Raw genomic sequence first — 21,427 nt, forward strand, 5'->3', positions numbered from 1 at the left:
GGCGCGCCGCATGGCGCCCCGACCCTGAACGAGCCGAGGTGGAACAGTGCGCACCCGCTGGTATCTCTGGGTTCTGACGCCCGTGTTGACCTGTGCCGCAGTCTGGGCGCAGGCGCCACGCGTCGAGGAGCAGGCCGACCGTGTCGTGCTGCGCAGTGAGTGTCTGACCATGGCGCTGAGCAAGGCCGAGAAGGGGGCCATCGTGTCGCTGGTGGATGCGGCCTCGGGGCGCGAGATGGTGGCCGCTCAAGCCGCGCCGCAACTCTTTGCCCTGACCCTCACCGACGACGCCGACGCCACCCGCAAGCAGATCCCGGTGTCCAGCCGTGAGGCCGCGACTTGCGCGGTTGAAGTGCGCTCGGAGGGCGCTCGCGGTCTGGCGACGCTGCGCTTTGGCAATCTCGGCGGACGAGGGATTGAGGCCACATGCACCGCGGCGGTGGCCACCGGGGACCCGTACGTGCGCTGGCGGCTGTCACTGCGCCTGCCGGAGAAGCTGACGCTGACGCGGGTGGACTTCCCGCTGGTGGTGCTGCGGGCGCCGTTGGCGGCGGGCACGCCAGGGGAAGCTGTTGTGCTCGGCGCGACAAAGGGCGGCGTCTACCCGCAGCCCTCCCAGTGGGCGCAGGGAACCGGCCTGTGGCGCGGGATGCCCGGCAGCCTCGCGGCCCAGTTCGCCACGGTCTACGACGACGCCGGCGGCTTTCTCACCGCCTGCCACGACAGCCTCGGCACCCCCAAGACGGTCGGCGTGCGGCGCGGTCCGGAGGGGCTGGAGGTCAGTTGGACACGCGCTTGCTTCACCCCGGCGACCTGGGCGCTGGACTATGACGTGGTGCAGACGGTCTTCCGCAGCCCCGACGCGTCGCGGCCCACCGACTGGCGCGATGCCGCCGACCTGTACAAGCAGTGGGCGGTCCGGCAGCCCTGGTGCGCGCGGACGTACGCCGAGCGCAAAGGGATCCCCGCCTGGATGAAGGCCGGCCCGGCGATGGTGCGGTTCAACCGGGGCTGGCTGGCCGCCCCGGAGCGCATCGAGAAGTGGCTGGCGCGGTACTGGGGGCGGTACTTCGCGGATCGCCGCCCGCTCATCACCGCGTACTGGGGCTGGGAGAAGGTCCAGACCTGGGTCACTCCCGACTACTTCCCGGTGTACCCGTCCGACGAGCAGTTTGCCCGGCTCCAGAAGCTTGCCCGCGCACGCAACGGCCACGCCTTCTTCTGGCCCAGCGGCTACCACTACACGCTCACCTACCGCAAGCGGGACGACGGTACCTTCGAGTGGGATGACCGAGCGCGATTCGCGCAGGTGGCCCAGCCCCACGCAGTGGTGACCCCGGAGGGGAAGGCCTACCAGGCGGCCCGTTCGTGGTTGGTGGGGGGGGAGACGTCCTGCATGTGCCCCGGGGACCCGTGGACGCTCGACTGGTTCAACCACACTGCGGTCGAGTGCGCGCGGCGAGGCGTGGAGATCGTGCAGGTGGACCAGGTAGTCGGCGGGAGCTTCCCGGCCTGCTACACCACCCGGCACCCGCACCCGCCCGGCCCGGGCCTGTGGCAGACCGAGGTCTTCCACCGTCAGCTGCAGACGATGCTTGCCGCCATGCGGAAGATCGAGCGGGACTCGGTGGTGTGCTTCGAGGAGCCCAACGAAGTGTTCCTGCAGGAGATCGGCCTGCAAGACTACCGCGACTGGGAGGTGTTCCGGTCCGCCAGGCCGCCCGTCGAGCTAGCCTCGGTCTTCAACTATCTCTACCACGAGTACGTGCCGACCTTCCAGAGCAACCCCCGCGAGGGGAACAAGGTCATGGCCGCATACTGCCTCGTCAACGGCCAGGTGCCCCACTTCGTCCCCTCGTCGGGGTTCGACCTCGGCAGCGCGCCGCGCAATGGAGCGTTCGAGAGCTGGACCGGCGAGGTGCCCGAGGGCTGGGACAAAGTCGCCGGCTGGCAGGGCAAGACCTTTGACGGACGCTGCCACCGTGATGATCAGGTCAAGCACGGCGGGGTCGCGAGTCTGCGGCTGGAGAACCAGCAGGAGAGCGAGGTCGTGCAGGTCTCGCAGAACCTGTCAGTCGGCGCCCCACTCATCGTGGGCAAGCGCTACCGCCTGAGCGCCTGGGTCAAGACCGGCCACCTGGCCAAGCCCAACCAGATCGGCTTCACCACGCTGACTACAGACCTCAAGGGCACCGGCGGGGGCGGCGCCATTGCGTTCCCGGCGCAGGCTGGCGACTGGACACGGGGACAGGCCGAGTTCGCCGTCCCGGAGGGTTCGGACTTCCTGCGGATCATGATCCACGTGCAGGGCCCGGCGCAGGTGTGGGTGGACGACATGCTGCTGGAGGAAGTACTGCCCGACGGCACGGCTCGCCCGGTGACATGGCCGGACACGCCGGCCGACCACGACCTGATGAAGCAGTGGGCCGACCTGTACCACGGCGCGGGGCGACCGTATCTGCTGCTGGGGATGATGCTGCATCCGCCGCGCCTGGAGGTCGGCAGCATCCAGACGCAGGGGCACACGTGGCCGGCGATCCTGCATAACGCCTACCGCGCACCGGACGGCAGTGAGGCCGTGGTGGTGGTCAATGTCAGCGATCAGCCGCAGACAGGGAAGCTGACATGGCGGGCGAAGCTCAGGGAGGTGGCGCTGGAACCGTGGGAGGTGCGCCTGGTGCGGTGAGGCGCGCTACCGGGCCGCACACCACCGCCCGCAGCCGGAGGCTGCGGTGGGGCCCGCCGAGCGGCGGCTGGCGCTACAGGGCCGCCGCGTTCGTGAAGACCTGCGGGTTGCCGTAGGCCGAGCTGTAGGCGACCACGAAGCTGTTGTTGCACTTGCCCTTCGTGGTTCCGCCGGCCTCAAGGAGTCGGCCCAGGGGCTTCCCTGCCACCGGCGCGTCGGCCACGAACACCCAGTAGGCCTTGTCTATGGGCATCTGCCGCTGGAACTTGACCGTCGCCTGCGCCCCTGCAGGGATCTCCGGGACCCCCACCGAAGCGAACACGCCAGCGCCCATGACGCCTCCGGTAACGTCAGTGACGCTCAGCACCCCCAGTGTCGTGCCCCCGGCGTTGCCGATGCCCTTGTTCTTGATGATGATCGTGAAGTCGTGGGCCGGGAACTCTCCGCCGCCCGTGCGCTCGATCTTCACCTCCTTCACCACCAGGTCCGGCAGCTTGAATGGGATGGGGGTGTACGGCGGAGCTGCCACTGCCTGAACCACCAGCCCCAGAGCCACAACCACAGCAACCACCGCGACCCCGGTAACACATCGCTTGAGAGACATTGCCTGATGCCTCCTCTTTGCTGGAAGGGCCCCACGGCGTGGCTACCCTTCCTACACGGCCCAGCGAGTCTCGCATATGGTATATCTTCGCGCAACGAACTGACCTCACGCTCTGGTCAAGAGTGTGCGGGCGGCGACTCACAGTGGGGCGGGCAGTGCTGCACAGTAGCGCGGGCGGCCTCGCCCGCGCACCGCGGACCGGGCAGGCGAGGCCGCCTGCCCTACTGTGCCGCAAGGATGCCAGGTCAGGGGCTGCTCACCAGGGGCACGCAGCGCATGGAGCGGGGAGGCAAGGTCAGAGTGGAGGGTTCGCCGTCGGGGACCAGGCCGTCCGAGCGTGTGATGGTGACGGTCTGCTCGGTCCGCGTGTAGTTGAACAGGAACAGGCCGGCGGCTCCGTCAGGACTGCGCCAGGCGCTGTGCAGGACGGCCGGGCGCTGCACCGTGAAGGGCTCGATGGTGGAGGGCGGCGTGAAGATGCTGCGCTGGATGCAGGTGACTTCGACGGTCTCACAGTCTACCGTGCCGGGGGCGAGCATGTCGCCCCAGAGCAGCCACTCGCGGTGGGCGTGGAAGAAGCGGGCGAGGTCGAGGAAGAAGGCGACATCGGCGGCCAGGTCAGGGCTGCTGAGGTGCTGGGCCGTCAGATTGGTGGCGAGGGGCTGGCAGCCGCAGGCGACGGTGCGGGCCATGTCCAGGGCGAACTGGTCGGGGCACAGGGCGTGCCAGTCGCGCTCCTCGCTCGGATCGGGGCGCGCGTCCTGCGGCCACAGCTCGTCATAGGGCGTGATGCCGTCAATGTGGGCGTAGTTGCCGAACACGACGGCGCGGCCGTGGTAGACCGCCGGGAAGAGCGGGACGAGGTTGGCGTGTTGGCAGCCGGCCGCCCCGCACGAGGCTTCCCAACTGGTGTGCAGCGTGATGCAGCAGTCGAGGAGGTCCTGGTATACCTCGGCGACGCTCTCGCTGCTGAGCACCAGGTTCGGGTGGCGCGCCCGCACCTTGCGGAACAGGTCGCGGAAGCCCTGGACGCCATAGGAGCCGCCGCCGGGCACGTGCCCGTGCTCGGTACTGAAGCACGGCGTCGTGCCGCCGACAATGGCGATTTGGTCCATGTACAGCCCGTCCAGGCCCAGGGCGGCCACGCCGTCGGCGGTAATGAGCGCCTGGCGGTGCCAGCCGTCGGCCGCGCCGCAGGTGTGCATGAGGCGGCGGTTCGCCCACGTGTTGTAGACATGCCCCCAGTACTCGCCGTCGCGCAGAACCGTGGTGCAGGCGCGGCCGTCGGTCTCCCAGCGCGGCTCCTCACGGTCCCAGGACATGCCGTTGGTGTAGACCTGCGTGCTCACTCCGTGCTGCTGCAGATCGGCGACGGCGGCGCTGAAGGCTTCGGCCCCCTCACGGGGTGGGAAGTAGTCGGGATAGCTCGTGTCATACGGGTTCTTGTGCCACCAGTACCAGTCCAGGGCCACGGGCAGGCCCAGCCGCCGGGCGACCTCCTTGGCGGGCGGGCAGACGTTGCTGATGCGCCCCCGCAGCCAGAGCCAGCAGGCGACCTCGGCCACGTAGGTGTCGCGCCGCTGCTCCGGACCGCGCGCGGCCCAGTACTGCTGCAGGGCCCACGGGCGGTACACCTGCGCGGCCTCGTACCAGCCACCCACGAACGGCGCGAGCGATACGGCGTAGCGGGGGAACTCGGGACGCCCGGACACCGGCTGGGGCAGCAGGTGCTCCAGGCACACCTCGGCAGTCCCCTGCCCCACGCGGAGCAGCAGGGACTTCATCCAGCCCTCGGTGTCGCGGCCGGCCAAGTGCAGGCCGATGCCGCCCGCGAGCCAGGCGGTGAACTGCATGTGCGCCCGCATGCGACTGTGGGCGCTCATGTCGGGGGCGTCCACGGCCTGCGCGAGGGGGGCATCCACGACCATGCCCAGGTCGTGTGGCACGAGCCACTGAGCGCCGTCGCCGTAGGGCACGCGCACATCGGGGCAAGCCAGCGCAACGGGCTTGAGCCCCTCGGGCAGCTCCAGACGCGCGAGCCGACCCAGGAGCAGGCCGTCGGCGACCTCCCACACCAACTCCACCGCGGCCTCGACCTCGCGGCCGTCGTCATACTGCAGCCGGTCCAGCTCCACGACCAGGTGGGTCGCATCGGGTTGGGTCACGCGAGCGGCGGGGCCGGGGCGCAGCATCCCGGGGTTCGCGTCGTCCCACGCGGTGCGCAGCGCCCAACCATGGCACGGGGCCACGAAGCTCCAGGCGCAGCCCTCGCGCTCCAGGGACAGAAGCTGCCCCTGCGCGGAGAACCGCACACTCAGACCCGAGGTGTCCTGCAACCGCATCTCTCCCGCCTCGCCCAGCCCGTTGACCGACGTCGTCCCGCTCTGCATGGTGTCTCCTACTCGCACTTCGCTGATGACGGACGGCGTCTGCGCAGACGCGCCGCCGCCCGGCCAGGATCACCTGACCGGGCCGGACGGCAGTTCGCCGCCCGGTCGCGCCGGACCTGCGCGGCGCGGCCTGTCCCCGCACTGAGAGGCAGAGGTCAACGCGCCTGCGGCAGGGAAGTGGCCTCCCCGTCGGAACCAGTCTGCGGTGTTGAGGTCCATGGGAGGCGATGGTCTTGCGGGCATCATGGGTGGCGCTTGTTGCTGTGTGGTCGGCATGTGTCGGCGTGGGGGCGGCTTACGGGGAGCGGTTGACGCTGGTTGACAACGGGAAGGCGACGGCAGGCATCGTGCTGGCCGCTCAGCCCACGCGCGCGGCGCAGTTCGCCGCCGCCGAACTGCAATATCACCTACGCAAGATGACCGGGGCCACGGTGCCGCTGGCGAAGGACACCGACCCGGCCCCGCAGCCGGCGATCCTGGTCGGCGAGAGCGCGGCCACACGGGCCCTGAATCTCAAGAGCAGCGACTTCGGGCCCCAGGAATACCTGGTCGGCTTCCGCCCGCAGGCGCTGGTGCTCATGGGGCGCGATGGCGACGACCGCGGCGCAATGGACTACCAGAAGGCGGCCACCTTCCCGGGTGACTTCGACGAGCAGGGCACCGTGTACGCGGTCTATGACTTCCTGGAGCGCTACTGTGGCGTGCGCTGGTACCTGCCGACCGAACTGGGCGAAGTGATCCCGCCGCGCCAGTCCCTGACGGCCGAGGGGCAGGACGTGCGGCGCAAGCCGGCGATGATCTACCGCTATGTCTACCGGGGCGAGGCCCTGCCCGCGGACCTGATCGGCGATACCGTGGACCACGAGGGCGGCTACCCCTCGCTCGACCAGCGCTCGTCACGTCTCTTCATGCGGCGGATGCGCCAGGGCGGCGCGCGCTATAACGCCAACCACTCGTTCTACGGTTTCTATAGCCGCTTCCTCAAGGAGCACCCGGACTGGTTCGCACAGGGCCACACGGGCGAGCCCCCGCAGATGTGCTTCACGAGCCCGGGCTTCACCAACCAGGTCGTCGCCGATGCCCGGCAGTACTTCAGCACCGGCAAGGTGGAACGCCAGGCCGTCGCGGCCGGCGACTTCTTCGCCCTGGTGCCCATGGACAACGCCACCTGGTGCCGCTGCGAGCGCTGCCAGGCCCAGATCCTGGAGCAGCCCACGCGGGGCTACCCGGACACCTCCAACGACACGGCCAGCAACTACATCTTCGGGTTCATCAACCGGGTGGCGCGCGAAGTGGGCAAGACCGACCCGGACAAGTGGCTGGCGGCCCTGGCGTATAGCCGCTATGTCTATCCGCCCACGCGCGAGCCGCTGGAGAGGAACGTGAGCATCATGCTGTGCCTGCCGATCCGGCTGACCTACAGCCGCGAGTCCATGGCCAACGATCGGCGCATCCTGGACGCCTGGACACGCGAGTCGGTGGAGCGCCCGAAGTTCGTGTGGCTCTACTACTGCTACCCGAGCCTGTGGGCCGCTGCGCAGGGCTGGCGGCCCTATCCGGGTTTCTTCGCCCACAGCATCGTCGGCCAGTTCGCGCAGTTCCACCGCAGCGGGGTGCGCGGGTTCTTCATCGAGCCCGCCTACCTGGCCCACAGCCAGCGCAGTCCGCTCATGGATCAGCTGGAGACCTACCTCACGTATCATCTGGCCTTCGACCCGACGCTGGACGGCAACCGGATCATCAACGAGTTCTTCACCAGCTACTACGGCCCGGCGGCAGCGCCGATGCGGAAGCTGTACGAGAGCATGGAGGCGACGTACGCCGACCCCGCCAACCACCCCGGCGCCAGCCGCGCCCAGACCGAACTGCAGGCCTGGACGTACCTGGGCACCGAGGCCCGGCTGCGGGAGTACCGGGACTTGATCTCACAGGCGCGGCGGCTGGCGCGCGGCGGGGATGAACTCACCCAGCAGCGCGTGGCCCTGTTCGACCGCGGCATCGTCCGCTGGATGGCCGCGGGGCGCAAGAGCTTCGTGCAGATGCAGGCCCTGCACGGCTCAACGCCGCCGAGCGCCGACATCCCCCGCGTCGCGGACGCGGGCGGTAACGCGGACCGGGTGGACTGGAACGCCGCGGCGGTGCTGGGCCAGTGGAGCAGTCTGCGTGGCGAGCCCAGCGCCCGGCAGGTGCAGGCGCGCCTGGCGCACGACGGCCAGTTCCTGTACGTGGAGCTGGAGGAGGCGGGCATTGACCCGTCCAAGCTCGTGCTGGGCGACTCGATCACCGTGTGGAACGAGGACGAGTGGGAGGTTTTCTTCGCCGGCAAGCGGGGCCCGCGCTACCGGCAGATGGGCCTGAACGCCGCCGGGGTGCACTTCGACCTCGCCTACGATGAGCCGAGCAAGGACTGGCAGAGCGGCGTGATGCTGCGCTCGGATGTGTCGGCTAAGGACCGCTGGCGCGTGCGCATGGCGCTGCCGCTCCGCCAGCTCGTGTATGGCGGCGCCAAGCCCGGCGACAGGCTGTACTTCAACGCCATCCGCGCCACCCGCATGGTGCGGTCCATCGCCTGGTCGCCGACCTACGGCGGCTTCCGCGAGCCGATGCGGATGGGCGAGATCCGTCTGGCGAAGTAACGGCGCGATTCATCGCGCCCAACGACCGGCGCAGTGCACTGCGCCACGACCTGGCTGCCGACCATGCCCCTACTCAACACTGACGAGATCATGGAAACGCTGCAGATGATCGAGGAAGAGAACCTCGACATCCGCACCATCACGATGGGCATCTCGCTGCGCGACTGCACCGACCGTGACCTGGCGCGCGTGCGGGAGATGGTCGGCGACAAGATCGTGCGTCTGTCCGAGCGCCTGGTTCCCGTGGCCGAAGAGATCGCTGCCGAGTTCGGCATCCCCATCATCAACAAGCGCCTGTCGGTGACGCCCCTGGCGCTGGTGGCCGACGGGCACTCACCGGAGGACTTCCTGGCTCTCGCGCAGACCCTCGACGAGGCGGCCCAGCGGGTCGGAGTCAACTTCATCGGCGGCTTCTCGGCGCTGGTGCACAAGGGCTACACGCGGGGCGATGAGGCCCTCATCCAGGCGCTGCCCCAGGCCCTGGCGAGCACACAGATCGTCTGCTCATCGGTCAATGTCGCGACCACGCGCGCGGGGATCAACATGGATGCCGTGCGCCAGATGGGCGAGGTGATCGTCGCGACCGCAGGCCTGACCGCCGACCAGAACGGCCTGGGCTGCGCCAAGCTTGTGGTCTTCGCCAACGCCACGGAGGACAACCCCTTCATGGCCGGGGCATTTCACGGGGTGGGCGAGCCGGAGTGCTGCATCAACGTGGGCGTGAGCGGCCCCGGCGTGGTGAAGCGCGCGCTGGAGAAAGTGCCGGAGGGCGACCTCGGCGTCGTGGCCGAGACGGTGAAGAAGACGGCCTTCAAGATCACGCGCATGGGGCAACTCGTCGCCCAGGAGGCTTCGCGCCGCCTCGGTGTGCCTTTCGGCATCGTAGACCTGTCGCTGGCCCCCACGTCGGCCGTCGGTGACAGCGTGGCGCACATCCTCGAGGAGATGGGCCTGCAACAGTGCGGCGCGGCGGGCAGCACGGCGGCCCTAGCCCTGCTCAACGACGCAGTGAAGAAGGGCGGGCTGATGGCGACCTCGTACGCGGGGGGCCTCAGCGGGGCCTTCATCCCCGTCAGCGAGGACCTCGGCATGATCGAGGCGGCTGAGGCAGGAGTGCTGTCCATCGAGAAGCTGGAGGCGATGACGGCGGTGTGCTCGGTGGGGCTGGATATGATCGCCGTCCCCGGCGACACGCCCGCGACGACCATCGCCGCCCTGATCGCCGACGAGGCCGCCATCGGCGTCGTGAACAACAAAACGACCGCCGTGCGGATCATCCCGGCGCCGGGCAAGCAGGTCGGCGACACCATCGAGTTCGGCGGGCTGCTGGGCCGGGCGCCGATCATGGCCGTCAGCGCGCTCGACAGCAGCCGCTTCATCGGGCGCGGCGGTCGCATTCCCGCGCCGCTGCAGGGGCTGAGGAACTAGCCAGAGCCGCGCTCCAACGGCGCCCCGCGACGGGGGAGGAGATCGCGGCGGGGCGTGGAACAAGCCCATAGCATACTGGCGAATACACACCAGCCGGCTCCCAGGGGAGGCACTCTCATGCGCCGAGACACGATGCGGGTGATGCTGGTCGGCCCCATCGCCGCCGCGACTCTGATGGTCGCGTGTCTGCTGGCGGGGTGTGGCGGCGGCGACTCGCCCGCCGTCGGGGGGACCGGCGCGCTGACCATGCGCATCATCTGGCCGGCCGTTCCCACTACGTCGAGCGTCACCCCCGCGGCCATCCCGACCGCGACGCAGTGCGTCCAGATCACACTGACCCAGGGCCTCTGGAAGCGGATTGTGGCCGTGAAGCGCCCGGCGGAAGCCACCACCTCAGACGTCACGGTGACCGATATCCATGTGGGCCCTGTGCATGTGCACGTCGGGGCGTATGACAGCTACACTGAGGATGCGCTGGGCAACGTGCAGGCGTCCGGCAACATGCTCGCCTGGGCCGTGACGGACACGACGGTGGCGGCCAACGCGACGACACAGGTGAGAGTGACGCTGGGCACCACACCCGCGAGGGTCGTCGTGTCCGCCGGTGGGGCCAGCACCATCCTGAACGTGGATGACAGCCTGAACCTCACCGCCACGGCGTATGACAGCGAGGGCAACATCCTGCTCGTGACGGGCTTCACCTGGACCAGCAGTGCCGACAAGATCGCCACGGTGGACACCACCGGGAGGGTGACGGCCAGATTCCCCGGCCAGGCCACGATCACGGCCACCGTCAGTGGCGTGAGCGGCAGCCTGGACGTGCGCGTGCGCGGCTGGGAGCTGTGGGACAGCACACCCAGCGCGGGCGCCTACCGCACCGTCGTCTACAACGGCAAGATCTACTGCTTCGGCCCCATCGCCCTGAACACCCCGACCAAGCAGTGGTATGTCTATACGCCGGGCACGCGGACGTGGCAGGCAGCGCCCGACTTGCCGGTGGAGCGCTTCGCCCCGGCGCTGGGCGTCATCGGCGGCAAGATCTACCTCGCCGAGACGTACGGTGAGGGTGTCAGCACCACCTACGAGATTGACCCGGGCACACTTGGCGTCACGGCGAAGAAGCCCATGCCGACGGGCGTGTACGGGCCGGCGGCGACGGCCTTCGGCGGCCGGCTGTGGCTCATCGGCGGGGTGGACGCTGTGAACGGCGCGAGCTCGGTCGTCCAGATCTATGACCCGGCCACCAATGCGTGGGTGACGATGAACAGCTTCCCCGTGGCGGGCTCCATGGGCTCGGCGGCTGTCTTCGGCGGCAGCCTGTACGTGTGCGGCCTCGGGCCGTACGCCACCCCCACCAACGCCGTGTACCGCCACAACGCGACCAGTGACACCTGGGACACCGCGACGCCCCTGACCACGGCGCGCACGGCGCTCTCCCTGGGGCTGAGCGCTACGCACCTGCTCGCCATGGGGGGGAGCATCTCGTCGGTCGCGATGGGGACGACGGCTGTGGAGGCCTTCAACGGCAGCCTGTGGCAGCCAGCCCCGCCGGTGCCCGAGCCGCTGATCCCGTGGAACTCCGGCGGCCAGGCGATGGTGGACGACTACCTGTACGTGGTTGGCGGCGCAACCGGGAGCGTGGACAGCAGCAGCAACGTCTACCGGCTGTGGGTGGGATCGGGGGCGCTGTGACCCTCCGCGAGCGCATCCTGTCCGTCTACCGCGGCGACACCCCCGATGTCGTGCCGGTGATGCTGGATCTGTCCCACTGGTGGCTGCACCGGCAGCGCCTGCCGTGGGACCTGGCGGCCCCGCCCCTGGAGCCCGAGACCGACCTCATCGCGGTCCATCGCGACTGCGATGTGGGCTACTACCTCCCCAGCCTCTGCCCCTTCTACGGTACCGAGTACCCCGACGGAGTCGTCGCCGAGACGACACGCCACCTTGAGTCCGGCGCCGCGGCGCTGACCTGGAGCCTTCAGACGCCCCTCGGTCGCATCGCCCGGACGCGGTACTGGGACGACCGCACCTACTCGTGGCGCATCGGCGACTGGGGCGTGCGCACGCCGCAGGACCTGCGCGTGTTGGCGCAGGCCCTGGCCGGCCGGACCTTCCATCCTCACTGGGATCGCTACGAGGCCTGGCGCGAGGCTGTGGGTGACACCGGAGTCGTCTACCTGTCTCTCGGTTACAGCGCCATCGGCGTTCTGATGAACCTGTGGATGGGGGTCGAGGGCACCCACTACGCCATCCACGACTGGCCGGACCTGATGCGCGGCGTGGTGCGCGAGATCAATGAGGCCAACCTGCGGCTGGTGGACCTGGCGGCCCGGTCGCCAGCCGAGATCATCCTGATGGGCGACAACTTCTCGACCGACATCCAGCCCCCCGGCTTCTTCCATGAGTGGTCGCGCGCGTACTACGTGGAGGCCGTGCGGCGACTGCATGCGGCCGGCAAGTACGTGGCCCTGCACCTCGACGGCCGGCTGCACGGAGGCCTGCGTATGCTGGCGTACACGGGAGCGGACGCCGCCGACGCGGTGACACCAACGCCCACGGGCGATCTGACGCCGGAGCAGTGCCGCGCCGAGGCCGGGCCGGGCTTCATCCTGTCGGGGGGCATTGCCCCGTTGCTGTGGCTGCCGCAGATGCCGATCAGTGAGTTCGCGCGAGCGGCTAGGGAGTGGCTGGCGCTGCGCCAGGTGAGCCCGCGCCTGATCGCCGCCGCCGGCGACCAGGTGCCCCCTGGCGCGGACGAGGACCGCATCAAGCTCCTGGCTGAGCTGGTGGCTGAGCACGGCCGCTATGGGAGCGAAGCATGACCATCGCGGACAGGGGCATCGTCGCACGCTCGAGTGCGGAGAGGCCGAGCCTGGCCTTCCCGAGCATCTGCGTGCTGCCCGGCGGACGTTGGCTGTGCGGCTTTCGCGCAGCGCCCACCAAGGCGGGCATGGCTGGACAGCAGGCGATGCTGTGTCGGTCGGACGACGAGGGCCGCACCTGGACCGAGCCCGCGGCGCCCTTTGCGCCGCCGGACATTCGCGGGTGTCCTGGCCTGTTCCGCGCTCTCTGCTGTACCGCTACCGGTGGCGACGGCGTCGTTGCGCTCGTGTACTGGGTGGACTACTCCGACCCCGAGCGACCGTTCTTCAATGAGGAGACGGAGGGGCTGCTGGGCTCGCGGCTGTGGCTGGCGCGGTCGCCCGACCGCGGTGCGACATGGTCTGAACTGGAACTGATTGACACGGCGCCCTATGACATGCCGACCCCGCCTACGGGGCCGGTGCTTGTCCTCGCCGACGGGCGCTGGGCACTGCAGTGCGAGCTCAACAAGCCGTACCTCGACCGCGCGCCGTGGCGCCACTCGTCGGTGCTCATGTTCTCCTCAGACCGTGGACGGACATGGCCGGAGCACCTACGGGTGACGGATGATCCTGACCGCCGCGTCTTCTACTGGGACCAGCGCCCGGGCGTGCTGGCAGACGGGACGCTGCTTGACCTCTTCTGGACCTACGACCGGTGCGCCGGCGCGTATCTGAACATCCATGCGTGCCAGTCGCGCGACCACGGACGCACGTGGGGAGAGCTGTGGGACACCGGTGTCCCGGGCCAGCCAGCACAGCCCGTGTCGTTGCCGGACGGGCGGCTGCTGATGGCGTATGTGGACCGCAGGGGCGCGCCAACCATCAAGGCACGCACGAGCAGGGACGGCGGGCGCACCTGGCCGCCGGACACAGAGACCATCATCTGCGAGCCGCGCCTGGACCGCCAGAGCGCCGACCGGACGACGATGCAGGAGGCGTGGGAGGAGATGTACGGCTTCAGCCTGGGCCTGCCCGCTACGGCCGCTCTGCCCGATGGCGACGTGCTGGTCGTCTACTACAGCGGTTCGGCAGCAGATGAGACGGACATCGAGTGGGTGAGGCTGAGGGGCTGACCGGACGGCAAGCAGTGAGCGAGGTTTCCAGAGACCCGCCTCGCTTGCGCCACAGCGCGTGCGCCAGGCGCGATCCGGCCTCCACGATCCGGTACCCCGCGTACGGCGCCAGCCGTGCGCTGTAGATCGCCTGCCCCGAATAGCCCCCGCCCTTGCTGCGACGGCTCTCGCCGTACAGGCTACTTCCCGCGGCTGATGATGATCTGGTCCAGCCCCAGTCCGCCGGTGACATTGGCCAGGCGCAGCACGTGCTTGCCGGCCGCGAGATGGAAGCGGGCGGGCTGGTCGCTGCTCGCCCCGCCGGGCTGGGCCGGGATGCGGAAGAACTGCCAGTTGTCGCGGTCGGTGCAGTAGCCGCCCGTGTTGGGCAGTACGAGTTCCACGCCGCCGGCCGTCGGCGGCTGCCCGTCGATCGTCAGCGCCCGCTTCGACGGATCGGAGGCAGTGCAGTAGCGCAGCACGATGGTGTAGTCGCCGGCCTCGGGGAGATCGAAGCTCCACTCCAGCCAGTGCCCCATGCTGGCCTCCCACTTCGTGACCATCCGTCCGATGTTGGCGACGCGATCCACGATCTCCACGGCGCCCGCGCCCTGGCCGCTGAAGTTCTCGGCCTCGACGATGACCGCCTGGCGCGGGTCGAGGGCCAGCACCCAGTCCGGCGGCATCGAGACCACGCGCTTGGCCGAGGACGCGGTGCCGAGCTTGTCGGACACGGTCAGCGTCACCGTGAACGTCCCCTCTTTGGCGTAGGTGTGCTTCGCGACCTTCCCCTGGCCCCTCTGACCGTCGCCGAAGTCCCACGCATAGCCGGTGATGTCGTTGTCCACGTCGGTGCTGGCCGAGGCGTCGAGCGTGACCTCACGGCTGCCGCCGGGGCCGAGGTTGCCCTGGATGTTCAGGCCCGGCAGCGGCTCGCCCTGGGCGAAGAGCTGGCTGGGCCAGTAGCTCAGGTACGGCAGCGTGCCCTTGATCTGCAGCTCGAAGGCGCCGGGACAGGAGGTGAGGCTCAGCTCGCACGGCCCCTTGGCCCCGGCAGCCGGGTCGGCCACCAGAGATACCGGCTTGTCGCCGAAGCTGACCGGGAAGACCTTGCCACCGGGAGCGCGCAGCGCGGCCTTGTAGCTGCCCTTGCCCAGGCCCCGCAGCACAAGCGTCGTCTTGCCGTTGCCAGGGAGCTGCACCATGTACGAGGGGAGGCGCAGGCCGGGGCCGAAGCGCGTGGGGCGGCTCACGTCCACGACCTGACTATCCAGATCGCAGTCGAAGTCCCACGGCACCTGCCCGGCGAGGTCCAGCTGCAGCAGGTACAGACCCAGGCCGCTGCCCGGTGGCACTTCCAGGACAACGGCCGGGCGCTGGTCGAGCTTGGCCTCGGCAACAGTCTTGCCATCCCTGGTGAGGGTCGCCGTGCCGCCCAGCGCGCCCTGCCCGCGGGGCCTGAGGGTCACCATGAAGCCGCGGTCTACGGACTGGCGGAGCACAATCTGCACGCTCTGGCCGGGGGAGAAGTTGTAGTTGTCCATGTCGGCCTGGGCGAACTGGTACAAGATGGCCGGGGTGCGGCGGATCTGCTGGGTAAAGCTCTTGCCGAAGCCGCTGACGCTGCGCACTTCTTGCACCGTCCCGGTCTTCACGACGTCACCGAGCACCTTGTCCGGGCGACACATGTAGCCATGCATCATGCCCTCGGTGATGAGTTCGGACAGGCCGCCGCCGGCACTGCTGACCGGGCAGCTCGTGTAGCGCATGGCCTTCCGCTCCGGCACCCACGTGGTGCGGATCAGGTAGTGCGCCGCGCCGGCGATCATCCGGTCCACATCCGGGTCGCGGGCGACCTGGTTGAAGTCGCGCAGGCCGGACATCAGGACGCCCATCATGAAGGCGGCCTCGCCCCGGTGGCGCGGCAGGCAGTAGCAGTGACCCGGCATCATCTCGCGAATCCAGCCGCCGCCGGGGTCCTCACGTTCGCGGGTCCGGTCCATGATGATGCGCGCGGCGTTGAGGTAGTACGGATCGCTCGTGGCGCGGTACATGCCCATGGTCAGGATGAGGTGCCAGCCGTTGGTGCGGTTGTTGCCGAAGTCGTAGTTGTTCGTGTAGTAGCCGTCGTACGCGTCCGTGAGCAGCGCCGCGGATTCCAGGCCGCGCACGTCGCCGGACAGGAAGTGGTCGGCCAGGTAGCCCTCGCACCAGCTATGCGACACGGAGCAGCCGCCACCGGGGCTGCCCTGATCGTTGATCTTGTGGTCGTAGTAGCTGCCGGTGTGGCCGATGCAGTGGGCGTACACCTTGCCGATCTGGTGGGGGTCACCGGCGTGGATCATGTCCACATCGTGGTTGTGCCGCGCGGCCTGCTCGGCCAGCCGGTAGTAGCGCTCATCGCCGCTGCGCACGAACTGCAGGTAGAAGGCATACTGGCTGTCATACTCGATGTTGCCCCAGTTGCGCCCGCGCTCGCCCCACCAGTCGCCGAAGTCGAGCATCCCGTACTCACGACCCCGCTCGCGGCTCTGCAGGTACCCCGTCACGGCCTTCTCCACATTGCGCTCGTAAGTCAGGAAGAGGCCGCCGAGTTCGGGGCTGGAGGGCAGGATGTCGCCAAAGGCCTTCGAGTCGCAGTACCAGTTCTTGCCGGCCTTGAGGAGGGGCGGCTCGTCGAAGGCCACGGCCTCGTTCGCAGCCGGGGCCTCGCCGGGACCGTGGAAGGCGAAGAGCAATTCGTGGTGCTTACTCATGCCGCACTTGAGCTTGTAGACATCGTCCTTGAGGTAGTAGTAGAGCTTGTCCTCCAGCTCGCCTTCCTTGCTGATCTTGTAGGTGCCGGGGGCGAACGGCGGCATGAGGCCGATGGACACGCTGTCGGGTCTGAGGGTCAGGGACTTGGGGTAGAGCTGCCAAAGGTAGCGGACGGCGACGGTCAGCCCGGCCTTGCTGCCGGTGACATCACCCCAGTTGGCGGCGCGCTTGCCGGAGGCGTCGGCGCCCAGGCCCGTGACGCGGAAGTTGTCGTCAAAGCCCTGCCAGAGAGTCGCGCCCTGCTGGGGAAGCGGTGTGGGAGCGGTCACCGACCGCGACCCGTCCGGGCCGAACTGCCCCTTCGGGTCAGCACCCAGAGCCAGGCCCTGGGTCAGCGTCAACGAGTTCAGCTCCGAGAACGCCTTCGTCGTGTTCGTGTTCGTGAAGGTGTGGTGCACGACCACGTCGCTCCTGCCGGCATAGAAGTGCAGGTCCACCTGATCGCCCAGGGCAGCGTTCTCACCCTTGAGGCTGCCGTCCACGCGGATGATGCTGTGCAGCGGGCCGCGGCGCATGATCCTCAGCGTCGCCGGCTGGGCCGTCCCGGTCTTGCCACCGGCGGTGAGGAGGCTCTGGCCGCCGTCGGAGATCATCTCGTCATCGCTGAACCGACCGTCGCCGCTGCTGTCGAGCCACACCTTCCCGAGCAGCGCCGACTTGTCGCGCGGCAGCTCGACCTGCAGCCTGCCCGTGTTCACGGTGAGAGCCGTCTGCCCCTCGGTGATCTGCAGTGGTCGGGCAATAGGCGTGCGCTTGACCTGCGTGCCGTACTGGAGCGTGAACGACACTGTCTGCTTGGCCTGTAGGTCGGTCTGGAAGTCCAGCAGGACCCACTTGATGGAGTAGTCGGGCCAGTAGCACAGCACCGTGGCCTGCAGCGGCACTTCGCGACCGGCGGCGTCGAGTAGCTTGAGGTGATCGGCCGACACCAGCGCGCCCTGTGGGAAGGGCAGCCCCTGCGTGACCGGCCAGGCCTTCAGCTCGAAGGGGTAGTCGTTGGCCATCGTCAGGGGCAGAGCGGTCTGCTTCACCGACCCCGGGGGCGGCTGGATGGCGGCCACAAAGGCAGCCTGCTGCCTGACCGTCTCGCCCTCGGGGGTCTGGGCCTCGACGGTGACATCGTACTTCTGGCCCGGCTTGAGGTCATTGAGCCAGAAGCGGTGGTTGGCGAAGGGCTCGGGGTCCTGGACCGACGTGGGGCCGTCCGGGACGTTCGGCCCCACGCGCACGGTGCAGACCGTCGGCCACGTCGTGATGAAGGTCACTTCGCCCACCAGGCGCCCGTCGGGGGTCAGGGCCGGGCGGGCTTCCAGGTTCGTCAGCTTGCGCGCCAGCTTCGTGACGGACGGGGGCTGCGGCAGCAGCAGGACTTCCTCGATGAGCGGCGTCCCCGCCACCGCCTCCAGTGCGATCTCCGTGCCTGCCTTGAGGTCGAGAGGCTTGTCGGTGAAGAACAGGCACTCGCGGTTGTTCTGCTCGCCCGCGACCGCCATGCCCGCTTCCTTGCCGCCGACGCTCAGCACGATGTTCTTGCGCCCGCCGGACTGGTAGGTGATGAAGCCCACGTGCAGCTTGCCTGCCCGCGGCGCCTTCACGGTGATGGTGTGCGGAGTGCGGCCCACGCACATGACGTGCCGGTTCACATACTCCGTCTGGATGTTGAGCTCATAGCCGCTCAGCGTCCCCTCCCACGGGTGCAGGACGGTGGTCTTGGGGTCCTGCTTGAGGCGTTCGAGCAGGCGGAAGCCCCAGGTCACCTGCATGTTGCGGCTGGCGGTCAGGTCCTGCGGGCCGATGATCTTGGCGCGGGGGCTGTCGCCGGCCACGGCGAACTTCGTCAGGCCGATGCTGTCCATGCCCTTGTACGGGTCGCGCGTCTCGGTCAGCACCTGGAAGGCGCCCACGGCCTCGCCCTCCTGCTGCTGGATGTTCACATCGGCGCACAGGTACAGGCTCTTGCCCAGCATGGCCGCCCGCAGCGGCTCAGGGGTCTCCTTGCCGTCGGCGGCGAAGGCGCGCAGGCCGGCCGAGCCCTGGCCGTACACGAGCATGTACTCGCAGCCCATGTCCGACCGCCCGGTGGCCTTGCTGTCATCGCCGTACAGGTAGATGATGAAGCCGCCCTTGTCACAGGCGCAGGTGTCGGCGAAGTCCACGCGCCACAGGTAGCGGTTGCCGGCTACATTGCCCACGGACACGGCGACCACGTCAAGCCCGGGCGTGTAGTTGTCCTTGCCGCAGCCATCGCCTTCGGCCTTCGTCTTGTCGGTCGCCACCAGCGTGAGCTGTTCGGCGAAGTTGGGGTCGGTGGCAAGCTGCTTCTCGATGGCATCGGGCACGCCGTCGCCATCGGTGTCGGCGTTCTGGGCGCACAGCGGCACGCACAGGCACAGAGCCAGCAGCAGCACGGGCAAGAGCATTCGCATGGGGTCGACCTCCACAGGTATCGCGTGGGTCTCTTCCTCCGCCGGTCGCCCCGGACCTGCGCGCGTCCCCGCGGCAGGTGCGGCCCCCTCGGCGCGGGAATGCGTTCTCAACATGCTCAGAACGGACACGGGTACTGACCCCATGGTTGCCTTCCTCCTCGTCGCGTCGGTCGCGATGCTCCTGCTGTGCTGCCAGGTGTCGGCTCAACCCGCCCTGTGGTTCGCGCAGGAGGACCTCCCGCGCCTGGAGGCCGCCGCGGCCGCCGAGCCCGAGGCGGCTGTCTGGCGCGCGCTGCTGGCGCAGGCCGAGGGCTACTGCACTCCCGGTTCGGGGCAGTACGCGACGCCCGAGCAGGTCGCCCAGCGGCCCGCCGGCGACAAGCGCGTGCAGATCCTGGGGCACTTCTTCGGCCGGCGGCTGACGGACTGGATGGAGGCCCTCGGGTTCGCCTACCAGTTGACCGGCGATGAGCGCTTCGCCCGCCACGGGGTGCTGCTCCTGACGACGGCGGCGGCGCAGCTGCCCGTGACCGATCCCGACATCGCCAAGGGCTTCGCCGGAGCCCGCGGGGACATCATGCGCGGTCTGGCCGTGGGCTATGACTGGCTGGGGGAGGCCATGACGCCCGAGCAGAAGGCGGCATGGGCGGAGACGGCGGCGGGCTATGTGCGCAACATCGTCGCCGAGGCCACGGGGGAGAAAGTCTGGTGGCGGCCGTACCACAACTTCATGGGTGTGGCCATGGGCGCGGCCGGGCTGCTGGCGCTGGAGCTACGCCCCCTCTACCCGCAGGAGGCCCCCGGCTGGCTGGCGACCTGCACCAACATGGTCGGCCAGTGGCTCGATGAGGGCTGGGACGCGCAGGGCGCGTACTCCGAGGGCACGATGTACGGCCAGTATGGCCTGAGCAACGCCATCCGCTTCGCCGATGCGCTCAAGCGCAGCGGAGGCCCGGACCTGCTCCAGCGCCCGCATGTAAAGCAGATCCCGGACTTCTACGCCCTGTCGCTGCTCCCCGGCGAGCGGGTCTTCGAGGCGCGCAATGACGCCAACTACAGCAGCCTCGACGATCCGACCATGATACGCCTCGCGACGGCGCTCGATAGCGGCGTCGCCAGTTGGCTGTGGCAGTCCTCCGGCGGCGGGACCTCCCCCTTCCGCCTCATCTGGAGCAACCGCGTCGCCCCGACCGCCCCGTCCACCGCCGAGCCGCCAGGCAGCCACTTTCCGGGCCGGGGCCTGTGCATCTGGCGCACGGGCTGGGGGCAGGGGGATGTCATGTTGTCGGTCGAGGCCGGGCCGTTCCACGCCGTCACCCACAACCAGGGCGACAAGGGGAGCTTCACGCTGTACGGCCTGGGCCAGCGGTGGGCGATTGACTCTGGCTATGGCAACAACCGCCAGCCGGGCGGGCGCGACTCGACCATGGCTCACAACTGTGTGCTGATTGACGGCGAGGGGCAGGCGCCCTCGGGTGCAGGGGCCGGGACGAACGGCCAGATCGTCGCCTATGAGAACACGGCGACCTGTGGCTATGCCCTCGCCGACGCGACCGAAGCCTACAATCACAACGCCGGCGGGCAGCCCGGCGTGGGTGTGGAACGCGCCCGCCGCCACGTGTGCTTCGTGCGCCCCTCCGGCGGGGCCGCGGCGTACGGCGTGGTCTGCGATGACATCCGCAAGGACGCCGCCAGCCATGAGTACACGTGGCTGCTGCACCTGCCGGCCGACATGCGCGTCGAGACCCAGCCCGACGGCGCCGTCATCACCCCCGGCAGCGCCTTCGCGCACAGCTACATCGAGACGCCGCTGCAGGCCGAGGGGCGCGGGGCGGCAGCCTGGACGTTCGAGGCGCCCGAGGCGGGCGACTACGTGCTCTGGGCGCGAGTCCGCGCGACGGGGGAGGAACTCGGCAAGTCCGATTCCTTCTTCGTCCAGATGGACGAGGGGCAGCCGACCGACTGGCACATGCCCGGCGGGCAGGAATGGACGTGGGGCAAGGTAGCCGCCGGAGTGGCGCAGCAGCCCCTGAGCTACCGCCTGACCGCGGGCCGGCACACGCTGCGGTTCCTCACGCGCGAGACCGGCGCGCAGGTCTCCGAGGCGGCACTGACCACGAACACGCAGGCCGCGCCACCGTTCGCCGCCGGGACGCCGGCGATCCCTCTCCCGGTCGAGACGGCATCAGTCACGCCGCCGATGCGGCTCACCACTGTCCCTGGCGATCCGAAGGCCCCGCACATGAGACTATGGCTCACGGCGGCGGCGCCCGTGCGCTATGCAGTGGACAGCTACGACGGCCACCAGCGCCTCAAGGCGATCGTGTCGTCAGTGCAGCCGGACTTCGCGGCGGTGCTGCTGCCGCTGCCAGCGGGCACGGTGGAGCCGCAGGTGCGCGTTGAGCGCACGGCCGAGGCGCTGGTGATGCGGCTGCAGTGGCCGGGACGACATGACGAGATCCGCTGGCCGACCGCGGGGGACCGACGGCCCATTGTGACGGTCGGGATCCCCTGAGCATCGCCC

Annotated in this window: 10 protein-coding genes; 7 read left to right on the top strand and 3 right to left on the bottom strand. The window is 69.3% G+C overall.

Features of this window, described 5'->3' with window-relative positions; genetic code table 11:
• Positions 1-46: 46 nt before the first annotated feature.
• Positions 47-2,686, top strand: coding sequence for a DUF6259 domain-containing protein (locus tag LLH23_12085; GenBank protein ID MCE5239214.1), 2,640 nt, complete (start codon positions 47-49; stop codon positions 2,684-2,686).
• A 73-nt stretch (positions 2,687-2,759) separates the two neighbouring features.
• Here LLH23_12085 and LLH23_12090 read toward each other — a convergent pair whose 3' ends face one another.
• Positions 2,760-3,290, bottom strand: a complete 531-nt coding sequence (locus LLH23_12090) for a hypothetical protein (protein ID MCE5239215.1) — start codon at positions 3,288-3,290, stop codon at positions 2,760-2,762.
• A gap of 245 nt (positions 3,291-3,535) precedes the next feature.
• Positions 3,536-5,680 (bottom strand): DUF6259 domain-containing protein, encoded by a 2,145-nt coding sequence (locus LLH23_12095; protein ID MCE5239216.1) that lies wholly within the window; start codon positions 5,678-5,680, stop codon positions 3,536-3,538.
• 233 nt (positions 5,681-5,913) lie between these two features.
• Between LLH23_12095 and LLH23_12100 the strand changes: the two genes are divergently transcribed.
• The 5 genes from LLH23_12100 to LLH23_12120 all read left to right on the top strand — a co-directional run bounded on the left by LLH23_12100 (position 5,914) and on the right by LLH23_12120 (position 13,681).
• Positions 5,914-8,316 carry a DUF4838 domain-containing protein gene (locus LLH23_12100; protein MCE5239217.1) on the top strand — a complete coding sequence of 801 codons (2,403 nt, stop codon included), beginning with the start codon at positions 5,914-5,916 and terminating at the stop codon, positions 8,314-8,316.
• Positions 8,317-8,379: 63 nt separating this feature from the next.
• Positions 8,380-9,744: a PFL family protein gene (locus LLH23_12105; protein ID MCE5239218.1), complete on the top strand. Its 1,365-nt coding sequence runs from the start codon at positions 8,380-8,382 to the stop codon at positions 9,742-9,744.
• Between the two features lie 117 nt (positions 9,745-9,861).
• A complete protein-coding gene (locus tag LLH23_12110) occupies positions 9,862-11,436 on the top strand; it encodes an Ig-like domain-containing protein (protein ID MCE5239219.1) in 1,575 nt (524 codons plus the stop codon).
• Entirely contained in the window at positions 11,433-12,566 is a 1,134-nt protein-coding gene (locus LLH23_12115) for a hypothetical protein (GenBank protein ID MCE5239220.1), read from the top strand. Before LLH23_12110 ends, LLH23_12115 begins: the two co-directional genes overlap by 4 nt.
• A complete protein-coding gene (locus LLH23_12120) occupies positions 12,563-13,681 on the top strand; it encodes a glycoside hydrolase (GenBank protein ID MCE5239221.1) in 1,119 nt (372 codons plus the stop codon). Before LLH23_12115 ends, LLH23_12120 begins: the two co-directional genes overlap by 4 nt.
• A 179-nt stretch (positions 13,682-13,860) precedes the next feature.
• Here LLH23_12120 and LLH23_12125 read toward each other — a convergent pair whose 3' ends face one another.
• Positions 13,861-18,903 carry a PKD domain-containing protein gene (locus LLH23_12125; protein ID MCE5239222.1) on the bottom strand — a complete coding sequence of 1,681 codons (5,043 nt, stop codon included), beginning with the start codon at positions 18,901-18,903 and terminating at the stop codon, positions 13,861-13,863.
• A 142-nt stretch (positions 18,904-19,045) separates the two neighbouring features.
• On the opposite strand from LLH23_12125, the gene LLH23_12130 reads away from it, so the two are divergent.
• A complete protein-coding gene (locus LLH23_12130; protein MCE5239223.1) occupies positions 19,046-21,418 on the top strand; it encodes a heparinase II/III-family protein in 2,373 nt (790 codons plus the stop codon).
• Positions 21,419-21,427 lie beyond the last annotated feature (9 nt).

The sequence above is a fragment of the bacterium genome, from assembly GCA_021372615.1.
Taxonomy (GTDB): domain Bacteria; phylum Armatimonadota; class Zipacnadia; order Zipacnadales; family UBA11051; genus JAJFUB01.

Excerpts from the sequence above, each read along its gene's own strand:
- LLH23_12125 (MCE5239222.1), bottom strand. The coding sequence starts at position 18,903 with ATGCGAATGCTCTTGCCCGTGCTGCTGCTGGCTCTGTGCCTGTGCGTG.
- LLH23_12095 (MCE5239216.1), bottom strand. The coding sequence starts at position 5,680 with ATGCAGAGCGGGACGACGTCGGTCAACGGGCTGGGCGAGGCGGGAGAG.
- LLH23_12110 (MCE5239219.1), top strand. The coding sequence starts at position 9,862 with ATGCGCCGAGACACGATGCGGGTGATGCTGGTCGGCCCCATCGCCGCC.
- LLH23_12105 (MCE5239218.1), top strand. The coding sequence starts at position 8,380 with ATGCCCCTACTCAACACTGACGAGATCATGGAAACGCTGCAGATGATC.
- LLH23_12120 (MCE5239221.1), top strand. The coding sequence starts at position 12,563 with ATGACCATCGCGGACAGGGGCATCGTCGCACGCTCGAGTGCGGAGAGG.
- LLH23_12090 (MCE5239215.1), bottom strand. The coding sequence starts at position 3,290 with ATGTCTCTCAAGCGATGTGTTACCGGGGTCGCGGTGGTTGCTGTGGTT.
- LLH23_12130 (MCE5239223.1), top strand. The coding sequence starts at position 19,046 with ATGGTTGCCTTCCTCCTCGTCGCGTCGGTCGCGATGCTCCTGCTGTGC.